A 19,145-nucleotide genomic window follows, 5' to 3' on the forward strand; every position below is an offset into this window, starting at 1 on the left:
AGGCACCGACGAAGGCGCGCCGGGCTTCCGCGCCCAGTACAGCAAGAATTTCTTCGTGGGTTATCTGCGCGATCCGCTGGGCAACAAGCTGGCCTTTTTCTGCACGGCTGCGGATCAAGCCGCTTAGGGCGGGTCACCAGGTCGTCTCCACCCCCGCGAAGTGCTCCGAGAACCACTTGACGCACGACGCAAGGCCGCGCTCACCTGGGCGCTGCGCTTGTGGCCGATGCAAACCGCGGGGCGAAAAATGAACCAACAAAGCTTTGACTTCATCGTCGTCGGCGCCGGCTCGGCCGGCTCGGTGCTGGCCAACCGGCTGAGCGCCGATCCCCGGAACAAGGTGCTGGTGCTGGAAGCCGGGCGCGAAAGCCATCCCTGGTCGTGGATCCCGGTCGGCTTTGCCAAGCTGATCGACAACCCCGCGGCCAACTGGCTCTATGCCTCGGAGCCCGAGGCGTCGACCGGCCAGCGCCGCATCCCGATCCCGCGCGGCAAGCTTTTAGGCGGCTCGTCATCGATCAACGGCATGGTGTTCGTGCGCGGCCAGGCGCAGGACTACGACACCTGGGCACAGCTCGGTAATCGCGGCTGGAGCTATCGCGAGGTGCTGCCGATCTTCCGCGACATGGAGAGCTTCCAGGGCGATGCCGACGAGGAGTATCGCGGCCGCAACGGGCCGCTGAAAGTGACCGAGAGCAACGAGAGCGGCGCAATCTACGAGGCGCTGATCAAGGCCGCCGGCCAGGTCGGCATCGCCTACACCAAGGACTACAACGGCGCCACGCAGGACGGCATCGGCATGACCCAGGCGACCATTCGCGGGGGTCGTCGCATGAGCACCGCGGTCTGCTACCTCGATCCCGCCCGCAGCCGGCCGAACCTGACCATCGTCGCCAACGCGCTGACCGAAGGCCTGCTGTTCGACGGCAAGCGCTGCGTCGGCGTGCGCTACAACGTGGCTGGCCAGCAGCGCGAAGCGCGCGCCACGCGCGAAGTGGTCGTCAGCGCCGGCTCGATCAACTCGCCGCAACTGCTGGAGCTCTCCGGCATCGGCCAGCCGGAGCGGCTGAAGGCGGCCGGCATCGAGGTGCGCCACGAGCTCAAAGGCGTGGGCGAGAACCTGCGCGACCACTACTCGCCGCGGATGAAATGGACGGTGCCGCCGGCGCTCGGCATGACCTACAACGACAAGATGCGCGGCCTCGGCCGCGTCGGCCAGGCGCTGCGCTACGCGCTCAACCGCAAGGGGCTGCTCGGCCTGCCGGCGGCGCCGATCCGCGCCTATATCCGCACCCGCGCCGGGTTGGAGGCGCCTGACGCGGCGATCTCCTGGATCCCGTTCCTGGTGGGCGAGAACTTCCAGCTGGCCAAGACCTCCGGCGTCACCGCGATCACGAACATCCTGCGCTCGGAAAGCACCGGCAGCATTCATGTCACGTCGAGCCGGCCGGACACGCCGCCGGCGATCCGCTTCAACTTCCTGAGCGCATCGCTCGACCGCGAGGTGACGCTGGAAGCGATGCGCATCACCCGGCGCATCATGACGGCACCGGCCATGGCGGGTATCGCCACCGACGAGATCGCGCCGGGGGTGAACATCAACGCCGATGACGAGCTGCTCGATTGGGTCAGGAACAACGCCGAGACCACCTACCATCCGGTCGGCACCTGCAAGATGGGTGCGGACCCGATGGCGGTGGTCGACGACCAGCTTCGTGTCCGAGGCCTGACGGGGCTACGCGTCGCCGATGCCTCGATCATGCCGACGCTGACCTCGGGCAACACCAATGCGCCGTCGATCATGATCGGCGAGAAGGCCGCGCGGATGATGCTGGCATCGACCGTTCAAGCCGTCGCGGCATGAGCGAGTCCGGCGGCGCACTGGGACATCTGAGGTCGGGTAAGACCGACGACGCGAATCGCGATGCTCAAGTACGAACGGCGCGCGAACGAGTAAACGGCCCTCGCAGCGAGGGCCGGAAACAACCGTTTGAAGTTTGCGAGAGAATTTGGAGAATGGTGCCCAGGGGCGGCATGCAACTAGTGCGCAAAATCAAAGGCTTACAGCGCGAGGGCCGGAAATGTAAACGGCCCTCCGGCGTCCGCCCTTGTCTCGGCATCGCAGACGACCTCATCGGCAAGCCTAGCTATAGCCCCGTTTGGAACCCCTTGGACTTGAAGTACGGCGCCGCTTCAGGCCCGGACAAAAAGTCGATAAATGCTTTCGCCGCGGCGGCTGATTGCGTTTCAGCGCCGACGCCGCCGGTGAACAAGGTCATGCTCCCAAGCTCGCCCGGCAATGGACCAACCAATTGTGTGCCGGCAATCGGCACGATCTCGGAGGCCTGCGCGATGCCGAGTTCCACCTCACCCTTCGCCACCAGGTCCGGCGACTGCGCGCCGGGCACAAGCGTTGTCTTCGCCTTCATCTGCTCGGCGATGCCGAGACGCTCGATTGCTCTGCTTGCAACCACTCCGCTCAGGCCGCCCTTGGCCGGATCGGCGTAGGAGATCGAACGGGCTGAAAGCAGAGTTTGCTTGAACGCTTCAACCGTTGAGATATCTGGCTTCGGCACGCCGGCGCGGGCCGCAAGCGCAACCGGCGTGCCGGCAACATTCACGAGGTTACCAGGGGCCAGCTTGTTCTCCTTCGCAAGGTCCTCCATCATCGACCGCGTCAGGATGATCACATCGGCGCGGTCGCCATCGATGAGGCGTTTCTTCTGGACCGCTGCCAAGTTGAAATCTACGACCAGTTTGTGGCCCGTCTTCTGCTCGAAAATCGGGGAAAGCTCGTTGAGCGCGACTGTTAGCGCGACCGACGTAAATACCTTGACCTCAGCCGCGTGACCAACCGTCGTGGACAAGATCAAGCCGGCTACTGCCGCAGCAACTCGCATTAGAACTCGCGCGTTCATTGGTACCTCCCTGCACAATTCAATGTTGTGCGATTAGAGGCCATGAAGTCCCTCGCGACAAGGCGGACTAAGCGCTACGAGCGGTAAAACCGTGCAGCCCCGTCCTCGTCAAGCCATCGAGCTGCCATGCTCCGAAGCGCTTCGCCCTCCTCGATCATCGGCACTGTGGGTCTCGGCAACCTGCTCGAGCCTGGCCTCGATCGCGGCCGCCCTAGCCTGATCCGCTCGCACGTGACTCGGACCGCTTGCAACCGCTTCGGCCGGTTCCGGTCCGTTGCTCGCGTCTGGTCATAGCGCGGGGACGATGGCACTTTGGCCACGACATCGAACGAGGGAGACGTCATGGCGATGCGCATTCTCTGGCCAAACTTACCCGCTCGGCTTGTAACGGTCGCGACCGAAGCGGTCGGCTCCGGGTTCGAGTTGCAGTTCCATGAAAAATTCGAGGATGTCAGCGACGAGCAATGGGCGAAGGCGGACGCGGTCGTCGGCGGGTGCCCTCCGCCATACATCGACAAGCTGAAGGCCTGCCGCATCTTCGTGAAGTACGGCGTCGGCTACGACGACGTCGACATCGAGCGTTTCGGCAAACTGGGCATTCCGGTCTGCAATGTGCCGGACTACGGCACGCGGGAGGTCGCCGACCACGCGATCGCCCTGATGATGACCCTCGCGAAGAGCGTCGCCTATCACGATTCGGAATTGCGCGCGGACCTGAAGGGCAACTGGCGCCCGCAGCACAATCCATTCGGACGCCGTCTGTCGGTTTGCACGTTCGGGGTCGTCGGTATGGGCCGGATCGGCACCGCGGCGGCGCTCCGCGCGAAAGCCTTCGACATGGACGTGGTATTCTACGACCCCTACCAGCCGAATGGCTACCAGTTCGCGATCGGCGTGCGCCGCGCCGACACGCTCGCCGAACTGATGGGGCAATGCGACTTCGTCAGCATCCACACGCCGCTGACAGCCGAGACGCGCGGCCTGATCGGCGCCGAAGCGTTCGCCGCCGCCAAACGGGGGGTGATCCTCATCAACACCGCGCGCGGACCCGTGGTGGACATCGACGCGCTGCACGACGCCATGAAGGACGGCACGGTGCAGGCGGCCGGCCTGGACGTGCTACCGGAGGAGCCGGCGAACGCGCAACGGCGGCTGATCGCGGCATGGCAGAAAAACGAGGACTGGATCCGCCATCGCCTGCTGCTGACACCGCATTCGGCGTTCTACACGCCCGAGAGCTTCCGCGATAACCGGGGCTTCGCTGCCCGCACCGCGGCGCGCTATCTGCGCGACGGACGGCTGGAGAACTGCGTCAACAAGCAATTCCTGATCCCGAAGGTGTGAGGCAGTGGCAGCAACGGGACAGGACCTAGTCTGACGCGGACTGCAGGTTGCCGTGCCGCGCGTACGACGGATAGACCGTCGCCCCTCAGAAACGCTAACGATGAGGCGAAGCGGTTGGCCTTCCGCGTGGGCCTCTGCCTACACCTCGTAAACAACCGGCCAGGACCCACCGCCGCACTCCTGTTGTGACCCAACATTAACAGACGTTGGACCAGGCTTTTCGATCTGCCAGACTTCCTTGTCGTTAATCGGGGGGAAGCGGATATGGCGCGCTTCGACAACAAGGTAGTGCTTGTGAGCGGCGGGGCGCGCGGCCAGGGTGCCGCGGAGGCCCGCCTGCTGGTAGCGCAGGGTGCGAAGGTCGTAATCGGCGACCTTCTGGACAATCAGGGCCAAGCACTGGCTGTCGAGCTCGGACCGGCTGCGTCCTTCGTCCGGCACGATGTGACCTCGGAAGCCGATTGGGCCCGCGCTGTCGAAGCCGCCCAGAAGCTCGGCGGCTTGCACGGCTTGGTCAACAACGCCGGAATCTACCAGCCGGCCGCGCTGATGGAGACCGACGACGCGCTCTGGCAGCGGCACATCCAGATCAATCAGTACGGCTGCTTCCTCGGCATGAAGGCGGTAGTGTCGGCGATGGAGCGCTCGGGCGGCGGGTCCATCTTGAATATCTCGTCAGTCGCCGGGCTCAAGGGCTCACCTGGGTCCTTCGCCTATGCCGCGACCAAATGGGCGCTGCGGGGCATGACCAAGTCGGCAGCGATCGACCTCGCCGGCCGCAAAATCCGGGTGAACTCGGTTCATCCCGGTCCAATCGACACCGATATGATCGCGTTTCGCACGCCCGAGCAGCGCGAGGAGCGGATGAAGCAGGTGCCGATGCACCGTCACGGGACGCCGGAAGAGGTTGCGCAGCTGGTGGCATTCCTGCTCTCCGATGAGAGCAGCTACATCACCGGGGCGGAGATCGCTATCGACGGCGCTTCATCGGCCTAGCCCTCCAGTGGTGGGCTGCCACGCGCAATTCCGTGTTTGACTCGTTCCCGTGCAAGTTGGTGCGCGCATCCGCGGCCGCCAGAAGCTGCTCGCCGCCGATGACATGCCAAGCGGTGGCATTCGCATGACATACCAATGGACCGTCGAGATCGAGGGCAAGGAGCGTCCGGCCTGTGTTGCCGAGACCATGAGCATCGCCTACGCCAAGACATAAGCGACCGCGCTATGCGTCGCCGCAGCCCTTCCCGCCCGGCCCCCACCGGCGATGACGGTGGCGTGCTCCATAGGTCCGGCCGGTTGTTCCTGACGTTTCCCAACGTCGCTCGACGGATCTTCGGGCTGACAATGGCGGAGGATTGGAAACCCGGATCCAACTCCCCCAGCACTGACTTTGGCTGCAGGCAAAGGCTCGGAGTTGGAAGCGCGAGTTTGCCATCTACGGCCTCAACCGGTTGCCTACTTGATCGCCAGCAGTTCGACATCGAAAATCAGCGTGGCGTTGGGCGGAATGACACCGCCTGCGCCGCGCTCTCCATAGCCGAGCTGCGGCGGAATGATCAGCGTTCGCTTGCCGCCAACCTTCATGGTGGCGACGCCCTCATCCCAGCCGGCGATGACGCGCTTCATGCCGATGGGAAACTCGAAGGGCGAGCCGCGGTCGACGGAAGAATCGAATTTTCGGCCTTTCTCACCCCCTTCGGAGAGCCAGCCGGTGTAGTGCATGACACAAGTCTGACCGCTTTTGGGACTGGCGCCCGTTCCGACGGTCGTGTCGATGATTTTGAGGCCGGTCTCGGTCGTCATGGCTTTTCCTTGCGTTTGCGCGGCGGCCGGACGGGCGGCGGCGAGAGTTGTGATTGCGATCATGACACGGCGGGTCACTTGCATGTGGCGGCTTTTCCTCGGAGGGGTCGCGGGCTGAGCCAGCGATACGAAACAATTGCGAGGAAGCCAACTCCGATCGCGGCGGCGCACGCCGCTGAGCGGTGACAGATTGTCGTTTCGCCCGTTCAGGGCGCCGTCCGCAATAAAATTACGCCGCCTGGTCGCGGCCTGACGCGCTCACCTCTGAGACCACGCCGAGGGCGAAGGAGGCCCATCCACGACACCAGCCGAGCTTTTCGATCGTGCCTGCCGCACGCTGTTTGGCGAGCCGTACGTGGCGCAGACTGCTGCGCGGCTCGGCGTGGACAAGAACGCCGTCGGCAAATGGCGTGACGGAAGATCGAGGATCCCGCCGCCGGACCGGCTAGAGATCTCGATCATGATCGAGCTTCGGCATCAGGAGCTATCTGATTTGAAGTCAGCGGTCTTCGCGATCCCGGAGGCGACCGTACGCATCTATGAAAGCGACATTGGAGGCATTCCGGCTGGCGCGTCCCCCGATGGAACGTTCCCGGTTGTCGAGTTCACCGCCGGCACCAATGACGATTGCCGCGCCGGGCTCTGGGGCAAGCTACGCGATGACGAGCGCGGGCTTCCCAAGGGGACGCGGGCCTACCGGCTAACGCGCAATGGAAAGACAGGCGACCCCATCCCCCCTGACCTCACGAAGGTGAGGCTCCGGCCTTTTCGCGTTCGACCGCTTGTTGATCAAGGAACGCGCTACGAACGAATAAACATCCCTCGCAGCGAGGGCCGGAAACAACGTTTTGATAGTGCGCGAGAACTTGGGAAAATGGTGCCCAGGGGCGGGATCGAACCACCGACACTGCGATTTTCAGTCGCATGCTCTACCAACTGAGCTACCTGGGCATGCCGTTTCGGTTGGCGGCGGGCTGTATAGGACGCGTCAGCTTCCCTGTCCAGTTGGTCCGCGGCCGCTGCCGGGCTCCTCTTCGCCCGTCCCTTCGTCGATCGGGACGCGATAGCCCTCCTTCAGCCAGCGACCGAGATCGATGTCGGCGCAGCGCTTGGAGCAGAACGGCCGGTAGTTCGCGGTACCTGGCTTTCCGCAGATCGGACAGTTGGCGGCCATGCGCACGGCGCGCAGCGGCGGTGTGGCGGGTCGGTCAGTCATCGGCCTTCTGCAGGGCTTCGAGCTGGGCCGCCAGAGTCGCGCCGCGTCGTGCGCGCGTCAACTCGAAGTGGCCGAGCCGGGTGAAGCCGTAGAGCTGGGTCGGCACCGGGTCCTCGGCAAGGGCCTCGGCCAGGGCGGCCTGCACCTTGTCGCGGTCGTAGGTGCTGCGCATGGTGACGAAGTCGATCACCACCGCACCCGCGAGGTTGCGCAGGCGCAGCTGCTGGGCGATCGCCGGCGCGGCTTCGAGGTTGACCTCGACCGGCCGGCGCGGCGCGCGGCCCTGACGGCTGCCGGCGCTGCCGCTGTCGACATCGACGGCGGTCAGCGTCTCGCCCGGTTCGAACAGCACTTCGACGCCGCTCTCCAGCACGATGCGCGGGGCGAGCGCGGTGTCGATCTGGCCCTCGACGTCGTCGATGTCGAAGGCGGGCATCGGCCCATTGTGCCAGCGCACGCGGATCTTCTCGCCCAGGCGGTCCAGCTCGTCCTGCAGCGCGCGCGCCATGCCGCGATCGTCGAGGATCACCTCCTCGAGCGTAGCGCCGTGATCGCGCAGCGCGCGGGTGACGGGGTCGCGCTCGCCCGGCATGCGGGCCGTCAGGTCGGCTGGCGGCTGGGCATCGAAGGCGTGCCGGCGAAGCTGTTCCCAGCGCTCCATGATCTGGCCGGCGTCGGCGCGCAGCACCTCGGCGCCGGCGCCGGCGGCGGCCGTGCGCAGCACGATGCCGCCTTCCAGCAGGCCCTCGACATGGCGGCGCAGGCGCTCGCGCTCGCTTTCGCCCTCGATGCGGCGCGAGAAGCTGACGCCCGCGCCGACCGGGTGATAGACGAGATAGCGCCCGGTGACCGCGAGGTTCATCGAGAGCCGCGGGCCCTTGTCGCCCTCGCCATCGTTGCGCACCTGCACGAGCAGCGGCGCGCCGGGCGGCGGCCAGTCGTCGATGCCGGCGCGATCCTCGGCGCGCAGGAAGCCGGAGCGGCCGATGCCGATATCGACGAAGGCGGCATCGAGCTCGGGCATCATCCGCTCGAGCCGGCCGAGGAACACGCTCTCAACGCGCGTAGGCTTGTCGCGGCGCACGATCTGCAGCTCGGCCAGCCGGCCATCCGCGACCAGCGCCATCAGGAAGGCGTTGGGCAGGACGTGGCAGATCAGGCGGTCGATGCGGCTCACGAGACGGCCTTCAGGAGGCCGAGCGTCTCGTAGAGCGGCAGGCCGACGACGTTGCTGTACGAACCGGAGAGGAAGCTCGCGAAGCGCGCGGCGCGGCCCTGGATGGCATAGCCGCCGGCCTTGCCGCGCCATTCGTCGCTCGCGATGTAGTCGTCGATCTCGGCCGGCTCCAGCCGCTTGAAGCGCACGACGGTCTCGACCAGGCGCGTGCGCACCATGCCGTTGGCCGCGCCGACGGCGACGCCTCCCAGCACGCGATGCCGGCGGCCCGACAGCAGGCCGAGGCAGACGCGCGCTTCTTTCTCGGTCTCGGCCTTGGGCAGGATGCGCCGGCCGCAGACCACGACGCTGTCGGCCGCCAGCACGACCATGCCCGGATGACGGTCGGCCACGGCGGCGAGCTTGGCCTTGGCCATGCGCAGCGCGTAGGCACGCGGCAACTCGCGCGGACCGGGCGTCTCGTCGATGTGGGCGGGATCGATCTTAGCGGGCTCGATTCCCACCTGGCGCAGCAGGTCGAGCCGACGCGGCGAGGCGGAAGCGAGGACCAGCGGCGGGATCGGCTGGGCGCTCAACGCCTACTTGAAACGGAAGGTGATGCGGCCCTTGGACAGGTCGTAGGGCGTCATCTCGACGGTGACGCGGTCGCCCGCCAACACGCGGATGCGGTTCTTGCGCATCTTGCCCGAGGTATGGGCGAGGATCGTGTGATCGTTGTCGAGCTTCACCCGGAACATCGCATTGGGCAGCAGCTCGGCTACCACGCCGGTGAATTCGATGAGGTCTTCTTTGGCCATCCGGCCTCCGGTTGGAGCGTTGAGGAATAAAGCGGCCGGAAAATGGGCTGAGAGACGGGTTTAGTCAACTCGACCAGGGGATTGCTTTCGCTTATACAAGGCGCGGCTGCGGACGCCCGGGGAAGGAAGGACCAGTCGTATGAACGCACAGCAGACGTGCAGCCTTTTTGCTGCCGCCCTGATCCTTGCCTCTGGACACGTTTTAGCCCAATCGGCGACGCCAGCGCCGGCCGCTCCGACGGCAGCCGCAGCTGCTGCCGGCCCCAAGACGATCGGCGTTCCCACCAACAGGCGGTATTCGTCGGCGCTGATCGTGCTCAACGCCAAGGCCGGCCGCCTGGAGGGCGACAAGCTGGTCCTCGACGGCGTGCAGCCGACCGCAACCCTGTTCACCAGCCGGCCCGTGCGCACGGTCGGCCACATGGCGACGCCGGAGATGGTCGAGATCTGGCGCACCGGCAGCTTCGCCAAGGATCCGCCCAACGCCACGGCCTCGGTGTTCAGCAAGGACGGCTCGTCGGTCGCCGACGTCGTGGTCGTGCTGAAGGCGGCCAAGCTCGAGGGCGAGAAGCTCACCTTCGACGTGGCTGTGCTGGAAGGCAGTCTGGGCAAGGCCGACGGTCCGGCCTCGGTGTTCATCGACACGATCTGGTTCGGCCTCGGCTCGAACGGCTTCAGCTACTACGGCACCAGCCAGACGACCGGCGGCGAGACGCCCAACATCGGCGACCCGCACGGCACCAGCACGTTCAGCGGCTGGTCCAACCCCTCGCCGACCCATCCCTACGTGCCGCCGCCGCAGAGCTACGGCACCGCGGTCGGCGCGCCGCCGCCGCCCGACATCGATCCGCGCTACCAGCAGCGCTACAACCAGCCGACCTGCGGCAAGCCCCCGCTGCTGCCGTGCTACTGAGGCCCGCCATGAACCGCATCCGTTTCCTGGCCGTCCTCGCCGCCCTCGCCCTGCCCGCACTGCCGGCCGCTGCGCAGACCGACAACCAGACCACCGCTTCGGGCGCGCCCAAGGTCATCGGCCAGCCGCAGCCGCCGCGCGTCGTGCCGTCGATGATCGTGCTCAACGCCAAGGGCGCCAAGCTCGGCGGCGGCAAGCTGGTGCTCGAAGGCGTGTCGCCCAACGCCATCATCTTCGCCGACCGGCCGGTGCGCTCGGCGGGCCACGCGCTCACCGCTCACCTGCTCGAGGAGTGGAGCGGCAACGACAGCTTCGCCAAGACGCCGCCCAACGCGACGGTGTCGGTGCTGATGAAGGCCAAGGCCGCGGTGGTCGATGCGGTCGTCGTGCTGAAGTCGCCCAAGCTCGAGGGCGACAAGCTCACCTTCGATGTCGATGTGCTGGAAGGCGATCTCGTCGGCGGCGATGGCGCTGCGTCCGTCTTCATGGACATCATCAACCTGCCGATGGCGCGCCGCACGGCGCATCGCGGCGCGTGGTATCACGGCTCGAACTAGACTTACGTCGTACTTACACGAAGCATTGCGCGCATGGATTCTGCCATGCGTGTAGCGACGCATGTTCGGCACATTTCAATCACAATCCCGACGAATGCTCCGCGCGCGTTTGTAACCGAGGAGTAGTTCCATGAATCGTACGCTTGCCACGCTCAGCCTGCTCGGGCTCTGCATCGCCTCTGCATCCGTTGCTCAGGCTCAGTCCGTTCCTCTCGCCGGAAATGGTGTGTCGACCGCCACTCAGCAATACAGCGCCATGCCGCCGCTGGCGCGCGATCCCAAGGGCACCGTCGCGCCGCAGAACGGCACGGCCGAGGAAGCCTATGTGAAGGAGCATATCCGCGGCGCGGGCTACAGCGGCGTCAACAGCCTGTACCGCGACACCGCCGGCACCTGGCACGCTCTGGCCTACAAGGGCCCGGCGGACGTCGAGGTGGCGCTCGACCAGTCCGGACACATCACCGAGACTGCGCACCAGTAGTAGTCACACTGACGGGCCTGAGGGTGCGCCGAAGCGCACTTTCAGGCGCGCCAACAGCTGATCGCGCATGCGGCGATAGGCGTCCAGCCGCATCTCGCGCGATCCTTCCACGGCGCTGGGGTCGGGCACCGGCCAGTACTCGACCTCGGCCGCCGTGCCGCGCGTGACTTCCAGCGCCTGATGATGCGCCTCGGGCGACAGCGTCACGATCAGATCGAACGAGCTCGGATCGACATCGCCGAACGTCTTGGCGTGATGACGATGGACGTCGATGCCGACCTCGTCCAGCGCCGCCGCGACGAAGCCGTCGACATCGGTTGCCCGCACGCCGACCGAATCGATGTAGGACGCCTGGCCGTAGAGCCGCTTGGCCAGCGCCTCGGCCATCGGCGAGCGCACGGAATTCTCGCTGCAGGCGAACAGCACGCTGGCGGGAAGGCCGTTCATCGCCATCACGACGTGATATGCAGGGCGCAGATGAGGGTGAACAGCCGCCGCGCCGTGTCGAGATCGATCTCGATCTTGCCCTCGAGCCGCTCGCGCAACAGCTCGGAGCCCTCGTTGTGCAGGCCGCGCCGGCCCATGTCGAGCGCCTCGATCTGCGAGGGGCTGAGCTTCTTGATGGCCGCGTAGTAGCTCTCGCAGACCAGGAAGTAGTCCTTCACCACCTTGCGGAAGGGCGTCAGCGACAGGACGATGTCGCGCAGCTTGTTGTCGTCGGCATCGCGCACGTCGAACACCAGGCGCTGCTCGAAGATGCCGATGTGCAGTCGATACGGACCGGGCGCGCCGCCGACCAGCACGAAGTCGTTCTCCTCGATGAGATCGAACAGCGCCACCGCACGCTCGTGCTCGACCTCGGGCGAGCGGCGGGCCACCGACTCCTCGTCGAGGGCGATGTCGATGATGCGGCGCGCCTTGTCCGGCATCGTTCGTCAGCCGCGGCGGTTCAGCCGGATCGACACCGACCGGCCGTGCGCACCCAGCCCCTCGGCCTCGGCCAGCGCCAGCGCCGCCGGCCCCAGCTCGGCCAACGCCTCGGGCGTGCAGGTGACCAGCGAGGTGCGCTTCAGGAAATCGGCGACGCTGAGCCCGCCCGAGAAGCGCGCCGCGCGTGAGGTCGGCAGCACGTGGTTGGTGCCGGCGACATAGTCGCCGATCGCCTCGGGCGTATGGCGGCCGATGAAGATCGCGCCGGCGTGCCGGATGCGCTGGGCCAGCGCTTCGGCGGGGCCCGCTTCCATCGCGAGCTCGACGTGTTCGGCGGCGATGCGGTCGACGATCGGCGCCGAGGCCGGAAGGTCGGGCACCAGGATGATGCAGCCATTGTCGCGCCAGCTCGCTCGCGCGATGTCGGCGCGCGCCATGACTGAAAGCTCGGTCTCGACGGCAGCGGCCACCCGATCGGCGAAAGCGGCATCGTCGGTGATCAGGATCGACTGCGAGGAGGCATCGTGCTCGGCCTGCGACAGGAGATCGGCCGCGATCCAGGCGGGATCGTTCTGGCCATCGGCGACGACCAGGATCTCGGACGGGCCGGCGATAAGGTCGATGCCGACCTGGCCGAACACGCGGCGCTTTGCGGCCGCGACATAGGCGTTGCCCGGACCGGTGATCTTGTCGACTGGTGCGACCGACTGCGTGCCGTAGGCGAGGGCGGCCACCGCCTGGGCGCCGCCGATGCGCCAGACCTCGTCGGCGCCGGCGATCTCGGCCGCCAGCATGACCAGCGGATTGAGCACTCCCCCGGGCGTCGGCACGACCATGACGATGCGGGCCACGCCCGCGACCTTGGCCGGCACGATGTTCATCAACACTGACGACGGATAGGCCGCCGTGCCGCCGGGCACGTAGACGCCGACCGAATCGATCGGCCGATAGCGTGCGCCCAGTCGCGTGCCGGTGGCATCGGTGAAGTCGACGTCCTGGGGCAGCAGCGCGCGATGGAAAGCTTCGATGCGCTGGGCGGCAAAGGCGAGCGCCTCGCGCTGCGCCGCCGGCACCTTCGCCGCGGCCGAACGCCGCTCGGCATCGGAGATGCGCAGGTTCGCGAGCTCGGCTCCCGGCCAATCGAACTTGCGCGTGTAGTCGACCACCGCTTGATCGCCACGAGCACGTACGTCGGCAATGATGTCGGCCACGACGCGGTCGACATTCTCGTCGCTGTCGCGATTGCGCCCGAGGAAGTCCGAAAAGTCCTTTTCGAAGCCCGGCGCCGCGGCGTCGAGCCTTTTAGGCGGCACGGGAAATCTCGCGGAAGCGGTCGACCCAGCGGCCGATTCGCTCCGGCTGGGTCTTGAGCGCGGCGCGATTGACGATGAAGCGCGAGGTGATGTCGGCGATGTGCTCGATCTCGACCAAGCCGTTCTCTTTGAGCGTGCGGCCCGAATCGACCAGGTCGACGATGCGATGGCTGAGGCCGAGCGAGGGCGCCAGCTCCATCGCACCCGAGAGCTTCACGCATTCGGCCTGCACGCCGCGCGCGGCGAAGTGGCGGCGCGTCACCTCGGGATACTTGGTGGCGATGCGTACATGACTCCAGCGCCGCGGATCGTCGCTGCCCGCCATCTCCGCCGGCTCAGCGACCGCCAACCGGCAGTGACCGATGTTGAGATCGATCGGCGCGTAGATCTCGGGATAGTCGAACTCCATCAGCACATCGCCGCCGGCGATGCCGAGATGGGCGGCGCCGAAGGCCACGAACGTGGCGACATCGAAGGAGCGTACCCGGATGATGTCGAGGTCGGCATGGTTGGTCGTGAAGCGCAGTTGCCGCGCCTCGGGGTCGGCGAAGGCGGCCTCCGGTTCGATGCCGGCGCGCGCGAACAGGGGCGCCGCTTCCTTGAGGATGCGGCCCTTGGGCAGCGCCAGGATGAGCTTTTCGTTGGCTTCGCCGGACACGACACTTTGCTCCAGTAACGAATGCCCGCCCCAAAGATCGAAGGCTTTGCGGGCTATTCGACCGGATGGGCGGGCTTCCACGGGGTGGCCCAAGGCTCCCCGACATCTCCCAAATGGCACGCAAGCCGACCGATTTCCAGCCGTATGGCCCGGCCTGCGGCGAACCGCAGCGTGACTGAACGGTCGTTTTCCTGGACCACGGCCAGCAGCTCGAGCATGCGGTCGGGCTGGTCGACCGGGATGTCCTGATGGCGGACTGCCGTCACCTCATTGAAAACAAGGGCGGAATGGGTGCGCGAATGGGCGGCCTCGACGCTCGGGTCGGCCTCCCAGCGGAAGCGGTTCAAAAGCAGAACGAAGCGCTTCTCGTCCTTGAAGTAGGCGCAGTCGCGCACCGCCACCAGCGCGTCCTGGACGGCCGCCGATATGACGTCGAGATCGTCCGCGTCCAGCGCCGAGAGTTTCAGCCCGCTCATTATCCCTTCAGCCGCTCGATGTCGGCGCCACAGGCGGCGAGCTTCTCCTCGAGACGCTCGTAACCGCGATCCAGATGATAGAGCCGGTTCACCACCGTGTCGCCGTCGGCCGCAAGGGCCGCGATGGCAAGCGACACCGAGGCGCGCAGGTCGGTCGCCATGACCTCCGCACCGCGCAGCTTCGGCACGCCGCGCACCAAAGCGGATTCGTGATGGATGGTGACGTTGGCGCCCATGCGCGAGAGCTCGGGCACGTGCATGAAGCGGCTCTCGAACACCGTCTCGGTGATCATCGAGGCGCCCTCGGCGCGCGTCATCAGCGCCATCATCTGCGCCTGCAGGTCGGTCGGGAAGCCGGGATAGGGCTCGGTCATGACATCGACGCCGGTCAGCGCGCCATTGGTCCGATGCACCCGCATGCCGTTCGGAGTCTTCTCGAGCGTCACGCCGGCCGAGCGCAGGACTTGCGCCGCGGTCTCGATCAGGTCGAGCCGGCCGCCGACAAGCTCGACGTCGCCCGCCGTCATGGCCACGGCCATGGCATAGGTGCCGGTCTCGATGCGATCGGGGATGACGCGATGCGAGGCCTCCTTGAGCGAGGTCACGCCGTCGATGGTGAGCGTCTCCGTGCCGATGCCGCGCACCGCCACGCCCATGCTGACCAGGCATTCGGCGAGATCGGTGATCTCGGGCTCGCGCGCGGCGTTGTCGAGCACGGTCGTGCCCTTGGCCAGCGCCGCCGCCATCATCAGGTTCTCGGTGGCGCCGACCGACACCTTGGGAAAGGTGAAGCGCGCGCCCTTCAGGCCCTTGGGCGCCTTGGCGACGAGATAGCCGCCGTTGATGTCGATCTCCGCCCCCATCGCCTTCAGGCCGGCGATGTGCAGGTCGACCGGGCGGGCGCCGATGGCGCAGCCGCCGGGCAGCGATACCCGCGCCTCGCGCTCTCGCGCCAGCAATGGGCCCAGCACCAGCACCGAGGCGCGCATCTTGCGCACGATGTCGTAGGGCGCCGTGGTCGAGGCGATCTTGCCGGCTTGCAAGGTCAACGTCGTGCCGCGATCGTGGCCGTTCTCGCCAGGCGCCGCGCTCACCTCCACGCCATGCTGCTTCAGGAGCTGGATCATGGTGGTGATGTCGGCGAGCCGCGGCACGTTGTGCAGCGTGAGCTTGCGGTCGGTCAGCAGGGCCGCGACCATCAGCGGCAGCGAGGCGTTCTTGGATCCGGAGATGCGGATCTCGCCCTTGAGCTGTTGGCCGCCCTTGATGCGGAGTCGGTCCATGCTCCCTCCTCCCGTCAGATCTTGGGCAGGGTGACGCCGCGCTGGCCCTGATACTTGCCGGCCTTGTCGCGGTAGGAGACTTCGCAGGGCTCATTGCCCTGCAGGAACAGGAATTGCGCCGCACCCTCGTTGGCATAGATGCGCGCCGGTAGCGGCGTGGTGTTGGAGAATTCCAGCGTGACGTGGCCTTCCCACTCAGGCTCCAGCGGCGTCACATTCACGATGATGCCGCAGCGCGCATAGGTCGACTTGCCGACGCAGATCACCAGCACGTCACGCGGGATGCGGAAATATTCCACCGTGCTCGCCAGCGCAAAGGAATTGGGCGGGATGATGCAGATGTCGGTGGTGCGGTCGACGAAGCTGTTGGCCGCGAAGTTCTTGGGATCGACCACCGCCGAATCGACGTTGGTGAAGATCTTGAAGTTGCTGCCCACCCGCGCGTCGTAGCCGTAGGACGAGAGCCCGTAGGAGATCACGCCGTCGCGCTTCTGCGCGTCGACGAAGGGCTCGATCATGCCCTTTTCCTGCGACATGCGGCGGATCCAGCGATCGGAGAGAATGGTCATTTGGCGGGGCTTTTGGGGGGCTGAGTTTCGGTCTTGGCGCCGTCCTGCCGGACACGGTTCTGGGCGCGTGCCTGCGCCTTACGACGCTTGAGGTTTTCCCGCAAGGCGGCGGCCAACCTTTCGTTGCGATCGCCCTTTTCGGGGACGGATTTTGAGGAGGCGGTCATGCCGGACAGGATACACCATTTGATGACGGGGAGGACGCGCAAGGCTAGCTTGACGGTCCATGTTCGCGTTCTCTTTCGTCTGGCCCTACATGGGCCTCGGCGCGGCCCTTCTCCTGGCTCTGCTCCTCTGCACCGATGCCCTGCGCAGCGACCTCAGGGTGTCGCGCTGGCAAGACCTCGTCTGGCTCGCCTGGTTGGGCATGCTGGCCTACCTGATCCACCAGTTCGAGGAGCACGGCATCGACTTGCGGGGCGCGACCTATGCCTGCCGAGGCGAGATGTGCCGCAACATGGGCCAACCCGACGTCCAGACCTGCCCAATCCCCTTTTCCTTCGTCAACGCCGTCAACATAACCTGCGTATGGGTGTTCGGTCCCGTGACGGCGCTGCTCGGCCGGCGCTGGCCGGGGTTCGCGCTGGCCTTCTTCTCCATCCCCTTCGTCAACACCCTCATCCACCTCATCCCGGTGGTAACGCAGGGCGCCTACAATGCCGGCCTGTTGACGGCGCTCGTGCTCTTCGTGCCGCTGTCGCTGTGGGCCTTCCACGTCGCCCTCTCCCGCTACCGGCTGGGCTGGCGCGCCGTCATCGCCACCATCGTCGCCGGCATCATCTTTCACGCGATCATGATCGGCTCGTTGCCCATCTTCCTCGCCGGCGGCATCGGCGTGTTCGTGCTCGACGCGATCCAGGTGATCAATCCGGCCCTCATCCTTCTCATCGTGATGTATCTCGGGCGTCGGCGAGCGATGCCGGCACCCTGACTGGCATATCCAGAAGCATCTGGGCGAAAGCCTTGGCCAACGGGTCGGCCTTGAGCGAGGCCATGCCGCCGCCGCCCAGCGCCTGGCGCAGCAGGAAGTTGAAGCCGTGGATGCCGGGCAGGCGCCAGCGCGTCACCTTGCCCTGGATGCGGTGGGCGAAGTACTTCGCCACCGCCTCTTCCGTCACCTCGGCGTCGAGGATGGGCTCGTACTCCGGCCGCCGCGCGAAGATGCCGATGTTGGCGTTGTCGCCTTTGTCGCCCGAGCGACCGTAGGCCAGCGCCACCAGCGGCACGGTCGCGGTCGCCGCGTTGGGGCCGGTGGTCGGCAGCGCCGGCGCGGCCGGCGCCTCGACCGGCAGGTCCGCCGTCGTGAAGCCGCCGCTCTTGGCCGCGCGCTCCATCGTGATGCTGCTTCCGTCCATCTCGATGGTCACCGGCACCAGGGCCTTGGGCACCAGGCAGGAGAACATGCGGATCACCGGCGAGGGCGAGGCGCGGCCGGCGCCGAAGCTGCCGGTCATGCCAACCACGCCACCGGTCGCCATCGGCGCGATCTCGCGGCCGAGCAGGCCCAACGCCTCCTTCTGGTCGTGCTTGGCGGCGATCTTGACCACGACCTCGCGGCTGTCCTGCGTGCGCGCATGCGGGCCGTAGGTCGCCTCGCCGCCGATGATCTCGATGCTGAGATCGCGGTAGTCGCCCATGTTCTTCTCGCGGAACATGCGGCGCGTCTTCTTGATGATGGCGTCGGCGCTCGCCTGGCCCTTGGCCACCGCCTCGCGCCCGCCCAGCATGAAGATGGTGCTGAGCTTGTAGCCGTCGGGCCAGGTGGTCGAGACCTTGTAGGTGTCGGTCGGCGGCCGCCCCTTGGCGCCCGACACGCGCACGCGATCCTTGCCGACTTGGCTGTAGGTCGCCTGGGTGAAGTCGCAGACCACGTCGGGCACCATGTAGGCGCGCGGATCGCCGATCTCGTAGAGCATCTGCTCGGCCACGGTGGCCGTGGTGATCAGGCCGCCCGTGCCGTCGGGCTTGCCCAGCACGAAGGAGCCGTCGGCCGAAACCTCGGCCACCGGGAAGCCCATCTCGTCATAGTCGGGCACCAGCCGCCAGTCGGTGAAGTTGCCGCCGTTGCACTGTGCGCCGCATTCGATGATGTGGCCGCAAAGCGTGCCGGCGGCGAGCCTGTCGTGGTCGTCCATGGTCCAGTCGAAAGCATGGATCAGCGCGCCCAGGGTCACCGCGGAATCGACGCAGCGGCCGGTGATCACCACATCGGCGCCCTCGCTGAGGGCGCGGGCGATCGGAAAGCCGCCGAGATAGGCGTTCATGCTGACGACCTTGCCCGGCAGCTCGGCGCCGGTGTCCATCTCGCGGATGTCGAGCCCGCGCAGCTCGTCGATGCGCGGCAGCAGGTCGTCGCCCAGCACGACGGCGACCTTGAGCTTTACGCCCGCCGCCTCGCACGCCTTGAGCACGGCATCGCGGCAGGCCTGCGGGTTCACGCCGCCGGCATTGGTGATCACCTTGATCTTCTTCTCGGCGATCTCGCGCGCAAGCGGCGCCATCACCACCTGCACGAAATCCGTGGCGTAGCCCAGCTGCGGATTGCGCATCTTCTGCGCCGCCATGATCGACATCGTGACCTCGGCGAGATAGTCGCTCACCAGGTAGTCGACCTTGCCGTGGCGCACGAGCTGGACGGCGGCAGTCTCGGTGTCGCCCCAGAAGCCGGAATGGCAGCCGATACAGACGGTCTTGCTGCTGTTCTGGGCCATGG

General features: G+C 66.6%; 22 protein-coding genes and 1 tRNA gene. 7 read left to right on the forward strand and 16 right to left on the reverse strand.

From position 1 onward, the window contains the following. The first annotated feature begins 247 nt into the window (after positions 1-247). Positions 248-1,864 (forward strand): GMC family oxidoreductase, encoded by a 1,617-nt coding sequence (locus RSO01_RS32765; RefSeq protein ID WP_147154802.1) that lies wholly within the window; start codon positions 248-250, stop codon positions 1,862-1,864. Positions 1,865-2,147: 283 nt separating this feature from the next. Here the strand turns inward: RSO01_RS32765 and RSO01_RS32770 are convergent, their stop codons facing one another. After that, positions 2,148-2,918 carry a molybdate ABC transporter substrate-binding protein gene (locus tag RSO01_RS32770; protein WP_147154803.1) on the reverse strand — a complete coding sequence of 257 codons (771 nt, stop codon included), beginning with the start codon at positions 2,916-2,918 and terminating at the stop codon, positions 2,148-2,150. A gap of 342 nt (positions 2,919-3,260) precedes the next feature. On the opposite strand from RSO01_RS32770, the gene RSO01_RS32775 reads away from it, so the two are divergent. Together RSO01_RS32775 and RSO01_RS32780 are read left to right on the forward strand one after the other, a co-directional pair. Beyond that, positions 3,261-4,262: a C-terminal binding protein gene (locus tag RSO01_RS32775; RefSeq protein ID WP_147154804.1), complete on the forward strand. Its 1,002-nt coding sequence runs from the start codon at positions 3,261-3,263 to the stop codon at positions 4,260-4,262. Positions 4,263-4,526: 264 nt separating this feature from the next. Continuing rightward, a complete protein-coding gene (locus RSO01_RS32780) occupies positions 4,527-5,258 on the forward strand; it encodes an SDR family NAD(P)-dependent oxidoreductase (protein ID WP_147154805.1) in 732 nt (243 codons plus the stop codon). A gap of 456 nt (positions 5,259-5,714) precedes the next feature. On the opposite strand, the gene RSO01_RS32785 is transcribed toward RSO01_RS32780, so the two are convergent. The 6 genes from RSO01_RS32785 to infA all read right to left on the reverse strand — a co-directional run bounded on the left by RSO01_RS32785 (position 5,715) and on the right by infA (position 9,252). After that, complete coding sequence (locus tag RSO01_RS32785; protein WP_147154806.1) at positions 5,715-6,146, reverse strand: FKBP-type peptidyl-prolyl cis-trans isomerase; 432 nt, start codon at positions 6,144-6,146, stop codon at positions 5,715-5,717. A 791-nt stretch (positions 6,147-6,937) separates the two neighbouring features. Then, positions 6,938-7,013, reverse strand: a tRNA-Phe gene (locus tag RSO01_RS32790). 37 nt (positions 7,014-7,050) lie between these two features. Continuing rightward, a complete protein-coding gene (locus tag RSO01_RS32795) occupies positions 7,051-7,278 on the reverse strand; it encodes a DNA gyrase inhibitor YacG (protein ID WP_246158979.1) in 228 nt (75 codons plus the stop codon). Beyond that, positions 7,271-8,455, reverse strand: coding sequence for a ribonuclease E/G (locus tag RSO01_RS32800; RefSeq protein WP_147154807.1), 1,185 nt, complete (start codon positions 8,453-8,455; stop codon positions 7,271-7,273). The genes RSO01_RS32795 and RSO01_RS32800 overlap by 8 nt, the downstream gene beginning before the upstream one ends. Then, a complete protein-coding gene (locus tag RSO01_RS32805; protein ID WP_147154808.1) occupies positions 8,452-9,030 on the reverse strand; it encodes a Maf family protein in 579 nt (192 codons plus the stop codon). The genes RSO01_RS32800 and RSO01_RS32805 overlap by 4 nt, the downstream gene beginning before the upstream one ends. Positions 9,031-9,033: 3 nt before the next feature. Next, entirely contained in the window at positions 9,034-9,252 is a 219-nt protein-coding gene (gene infA / locus RSO01_RS32810; RefSeq protein ID WP_092826863.1) for a translation initiation factor IF-1, read from the reverse strand. A 139-nt stretch (positions 9,253-9,391) separates the two neighbouring features. Here infA and RSO01_RS32815 point away from each other — a divergent pair, with 139 nt between their 5' ends. The 3 genes from RSO01_RS32815 to RSO01_RS32825 all read left to right on the forward strand — a co-directional run bounded on the left by RSO01_RS32815 (position 9,392) and on the right by RSO01_RS32825 (position 11,203). After that, on the forward strand, positions 9,392-10,165 hold the full coding sequence (locus RSO01_RS32815; RefSeq protein WP_147154809.1) for a hypothetical protein: 774 nt from the start codon (positions 9,392-9,394) through the stop codon (positions 10,163-10,165). A gap of 8 nt (positions 10,166-10,173) precedes the next feature. Continuing rightward, positions 10,174-10,722 carry a hypothetical protein gene (locus tag RSO01_RS32820; RefSeq protein ID WP_174825972.1) on the forward strand — a complete coding sequence of 183 codons (549 nt, stop codon included), beginning with the start codon at positions 10,174-10,176 and terminating at the stop codon, positions 10,720-10,722. A 130-nt stretch (positions 10,723-10,852) separates the two neighbouring features. Beyond that, positions 10,853-11,203: a hypothetical protein gene (locus RSO01_RS32825; protein ID WP_147154810.1), complete on the forward strand. Its 351-nt coding sequence runs from the start codon at positions 10,853-10,855 to the stop codon at positions 11,201-11,203. A 3-nt stretch (positions 11,204-11,206) separates the two neighbouring features. Here the strand turns inward: RSO01_RS32825 and RSO01_RS32830 are convergent, their stop codons facing one another. From RSO01_RS32830 to RSO01_RS32865, 8 genes are read right to left on the reverse strand one after another with little or no spacing between them, the layout of a single operon-like run. Beyond that, positions 11,207-11,656 (reverse strand): arsenate-mycothiol transferase ArsC, encoded by a 450-nt coding sequence (locus tag RSO01_RS32830; protein ID WP_218037528.1) that lies wholly within the window; start codon positions 11,654-11,656, stop codon positions 11,207-11,209. Continuing rightward, positions 11,656-12,132, reverse strand: coding sequence for a UPF0262 family protein (locus RSO01_RS32835; protein WP_147154812.1), 477 nt, complete (start codon positions 12,130-12,132; stop codon positions 11,656-11,658). The genes RSO01_RS32830 and RSO01_RS32835 overlap by 1 nt, the downstream gene beginning before the upstream one ends. Before the next feature lie 6 nt (positions 12,133-12,138). Continuing rightward, complete coding sequence (gene hisD, locus RSO01_RS32840) at positions 12,139-13,446, reverse strand: histidinol dehydrogenase (RefSeq protein ID WP_147154813.1); 1,308 nt, start codon at positions 13,444-13,446, stop codon at positions 12,139-12,141. Next, entirely contained in the window at positions 13,436-14,104 is a 669-nt protein-coding gene (gene hisG, locus RSO01_RS32845; RefSeq protein ID WP_147154814.1) for an ATP phosphoribosyltransferase, read from the reverse strand. The genes hisD and hisG overlap by 11 nt, the downstream gene beginning before the upstream one ends. A 53-nt stretch (positions 14,105-14,157) precedes the next feature. Further along, positions 14,158-14,580 (reverse strand): DUF2948 family protein, encoded by a 423-nt coding sequence (locus RSO01_RS32850; RefSeq protein WP_147154815.1) that lies wholly within the window; start codon positions 14,578-14,580, stop codon positions 14,158-14,160. Next, positions 14,580-15,863: a UDP-N-acetylglucosamine 1-carboxyvinyltransferase gene (gene murA, locus RSO01_RS32855; protein WP_147154816.1), complete on the reverse strand. Its 1,284-nt coding sequence runs from the start codon at positions 15,861-15,863 to the stop codon at positions 14,580-14,582. The genes RSO01_RS32850 and murA overlap by 1 nt, the downstream gene beginning before the upstream one ends. Positions 15,864-15,877: 14 nt before the next feature. Next, positions 15,878-16,432 carry a dCTP deaminase gene (gene dcd, locus RSO01_RS32860; protein ID WP_147154817.1) on the reverse strand — a complete coding sequence of 185 codons (555 nt, stop codon included), beginning with the start codon at positions 16,430-16,432 and terminating at the stop codon, positions 15,878-15,880. Beyond that, positions 16,429-16,599 carry a hypothetical protein gene (locus tag RSO01_RS32865; RefSeq protein ID WP_170303527.1) on the reverse strand — a complete coding sequence of 57 codons (171 nt, stop codon included), beginning with the start codon at positions 16,597-16,599 and terminating at the stop codon, positions 16,429-16,431. The genes dcd and RSO01_RS32865 overlap by 4 nt, the downstream gene beginning before the upstream one ends. Before the next feature lie 59 nt (positions 16,600-16,658). Between RSO01_RS32865 and RSO01_RS32870 the strand changes: the two genes are divergently transcribed. Then, on the forward strand, positions 16,659-17,363 hold the full coding sequence (locus RSO01_RS32870; RefSeq protein ID WP_147154819.1) for an HXXEE domain-containing protein: 705 nt from the start codon (positions 16,659-16,661) through the stop codon (positions 17,361-17,363). On the opposite strand, the gene RSO01_RS32875 is transcribed toward RSO01_RS32870, so the two are convergent. Then, entirely contained in the window at positions 17,317-19,143 is a 1,827-nt protein-coding gene (locus RSO01_RS32875) for an acyclic terpene utilization AtuA family protein (RefSeq protein ID WP_147154820.1), read from the reverse strand. The genes RSO01_RS32870 and RSO01_RS32875 overlap by 47 nt on opposite strands. Positions 19,144-19,145 lie beyond the last annotated feature (2 nt).

The sequence above is a fragment of the Reyranella soli genome, assembly GCF_007992495.1.
Classification (GTDB): domain Bacteria; phylum Pseudomonadota; class Alphaproteobacteria; order Reyranellales; family Reyranellaceae; genus Reyranella; species Reyranella soli.

Excerpts from the sequence above, each read along its gene's own strand:
- RSO01_RS32765 (WP_147154802.1), top strand. The coding sequence starts at position 248 with ATGAACCAACAAAGCTTTGACTTCATCGTCGTCGGCGCCGGCTCGGCC.
- RSO01_RS32770 (WP_147154803.1), bottom strand. The coding sequence starts at position 2,918 with ATGAACGCGCGAGTTCTAATGCGAGTTGCTGCGGCAGTAGCCGGCTTG.
- RSO01_RS32775 (WP_147154804.1), top strand. The coding sequence starts at position 3,261 with ATGGCGATGCGCATTCTCTGGCCAAACTTACCCGCTCGGCTTGTAACG.
- RSO01_RS32780 (WP_147154805.1), top strand. The coding sequence starts at position 4,527 with ATGGCGCGCTTCGACAACAAGGTAGTGCTTGTGAGCGGCGGGGCGCGC.
- RSO01_RS32785 (WP_147154806.1), bottom strand. The coding sequence starts at position 6,146 with ATGCAAGTGACCCGCCGTGTCATGATCGCAATCACAACTCTCGCCGCC.
- RSO01_RS32795 (WP_246158979.1), bottom strand. The coding sequence starts at position 7,278 with ATGACTGACCGACCCGCCACACCGCCGCTGCGCGCCGTGCGCATGGCC.
- infA (WP_092826863.1), bottom strand. The coding sequence starts at position 9,252 with ATGGCCAAAGAAGACCTCATCGAATTCACCGGCGTGGTAGCCGAGCTG.
- RSO01_RS32815 (WP_147154809.1), top strand. The coding sequence starts at position 9,392 with ATGAACGCACAGCAGACGTGCAGCCTTTTTGCTGCCGCCCTGATCCTT.
- RSO01_RS32820 (WP_174825972.1), top strand. The coding sequence starts at position 10,174 with ATGAACCGCATCCGTTTCCTGGCCGTCCTCGCCGCCCTCGCCCTGCCC.
- RSO01_RS32825 (WP_147154810.1), top strand. The coding sequence starts at position 10,853 with ATGAATCGTACGCTTGCCACGCTCAGCCTGCTCGGGCTCTGCATCGCC.
- RSO01_RS32830 (WP_218037528.1), bottom strand. The coding sequence starts at position 11,656 with ATGGCGATGAACGGCCTTCCCGCCAGCGTGCTGTTCGCCTGCAGCGAG.
- RSO01_RS32835 (WP_147154812.1), bottom strand. The coding sequence starts at position 12,132 with ATGCCGGACAAGGCGCGCCGCATCATCGACATCGCCCTCGACGAGGAG.
- RSO01_RS32850 (WP_147154815.1), bottom strand. The coding sequence starts at position 14,580 with ATGAGCGGGCTGAAACTCTCGGCGCTGGACGCGGACGATCTCGACGTC.
- murA (WP_147154816.1), bottom strand. The coding sequence starts at position 15,863 with ATGGACCGACTCCGCATCAAGGGCGGCCAACAGCTCAAGGGCGAGATC.
- dcd (WP_147154817.1), bottom strand. The coding sequence starts at position 16,432 with ATGACCATTCTCTCCGATCGCTGGATCCGCCGCATGTCGCAGGAAAAG.
- RSO01_RS32865 (WP_170303527.1), bottom strand. The coding sequence starts at position 16,599 with ATGACCGCCTCCTCAAAATCCGTCCCCGAAAAGGGCGATCGCAACGAA.
- RSO01_RS32870 (WP_147154819.1), top strand. The coding sequence starts at position 16,659 with ATGTTCGCGTTCTCTTTCGTCTGGCCCTACATGGGCCTCGGCGCGGCC.
- RSO01_RS32875 (WP_147154820.1), bottom strand. The coding sequence starts at position 19,143 with ATGGCCCAGAACAGCAGCAAGACCGTCTGTATCGGCTGCCATTCCGGC.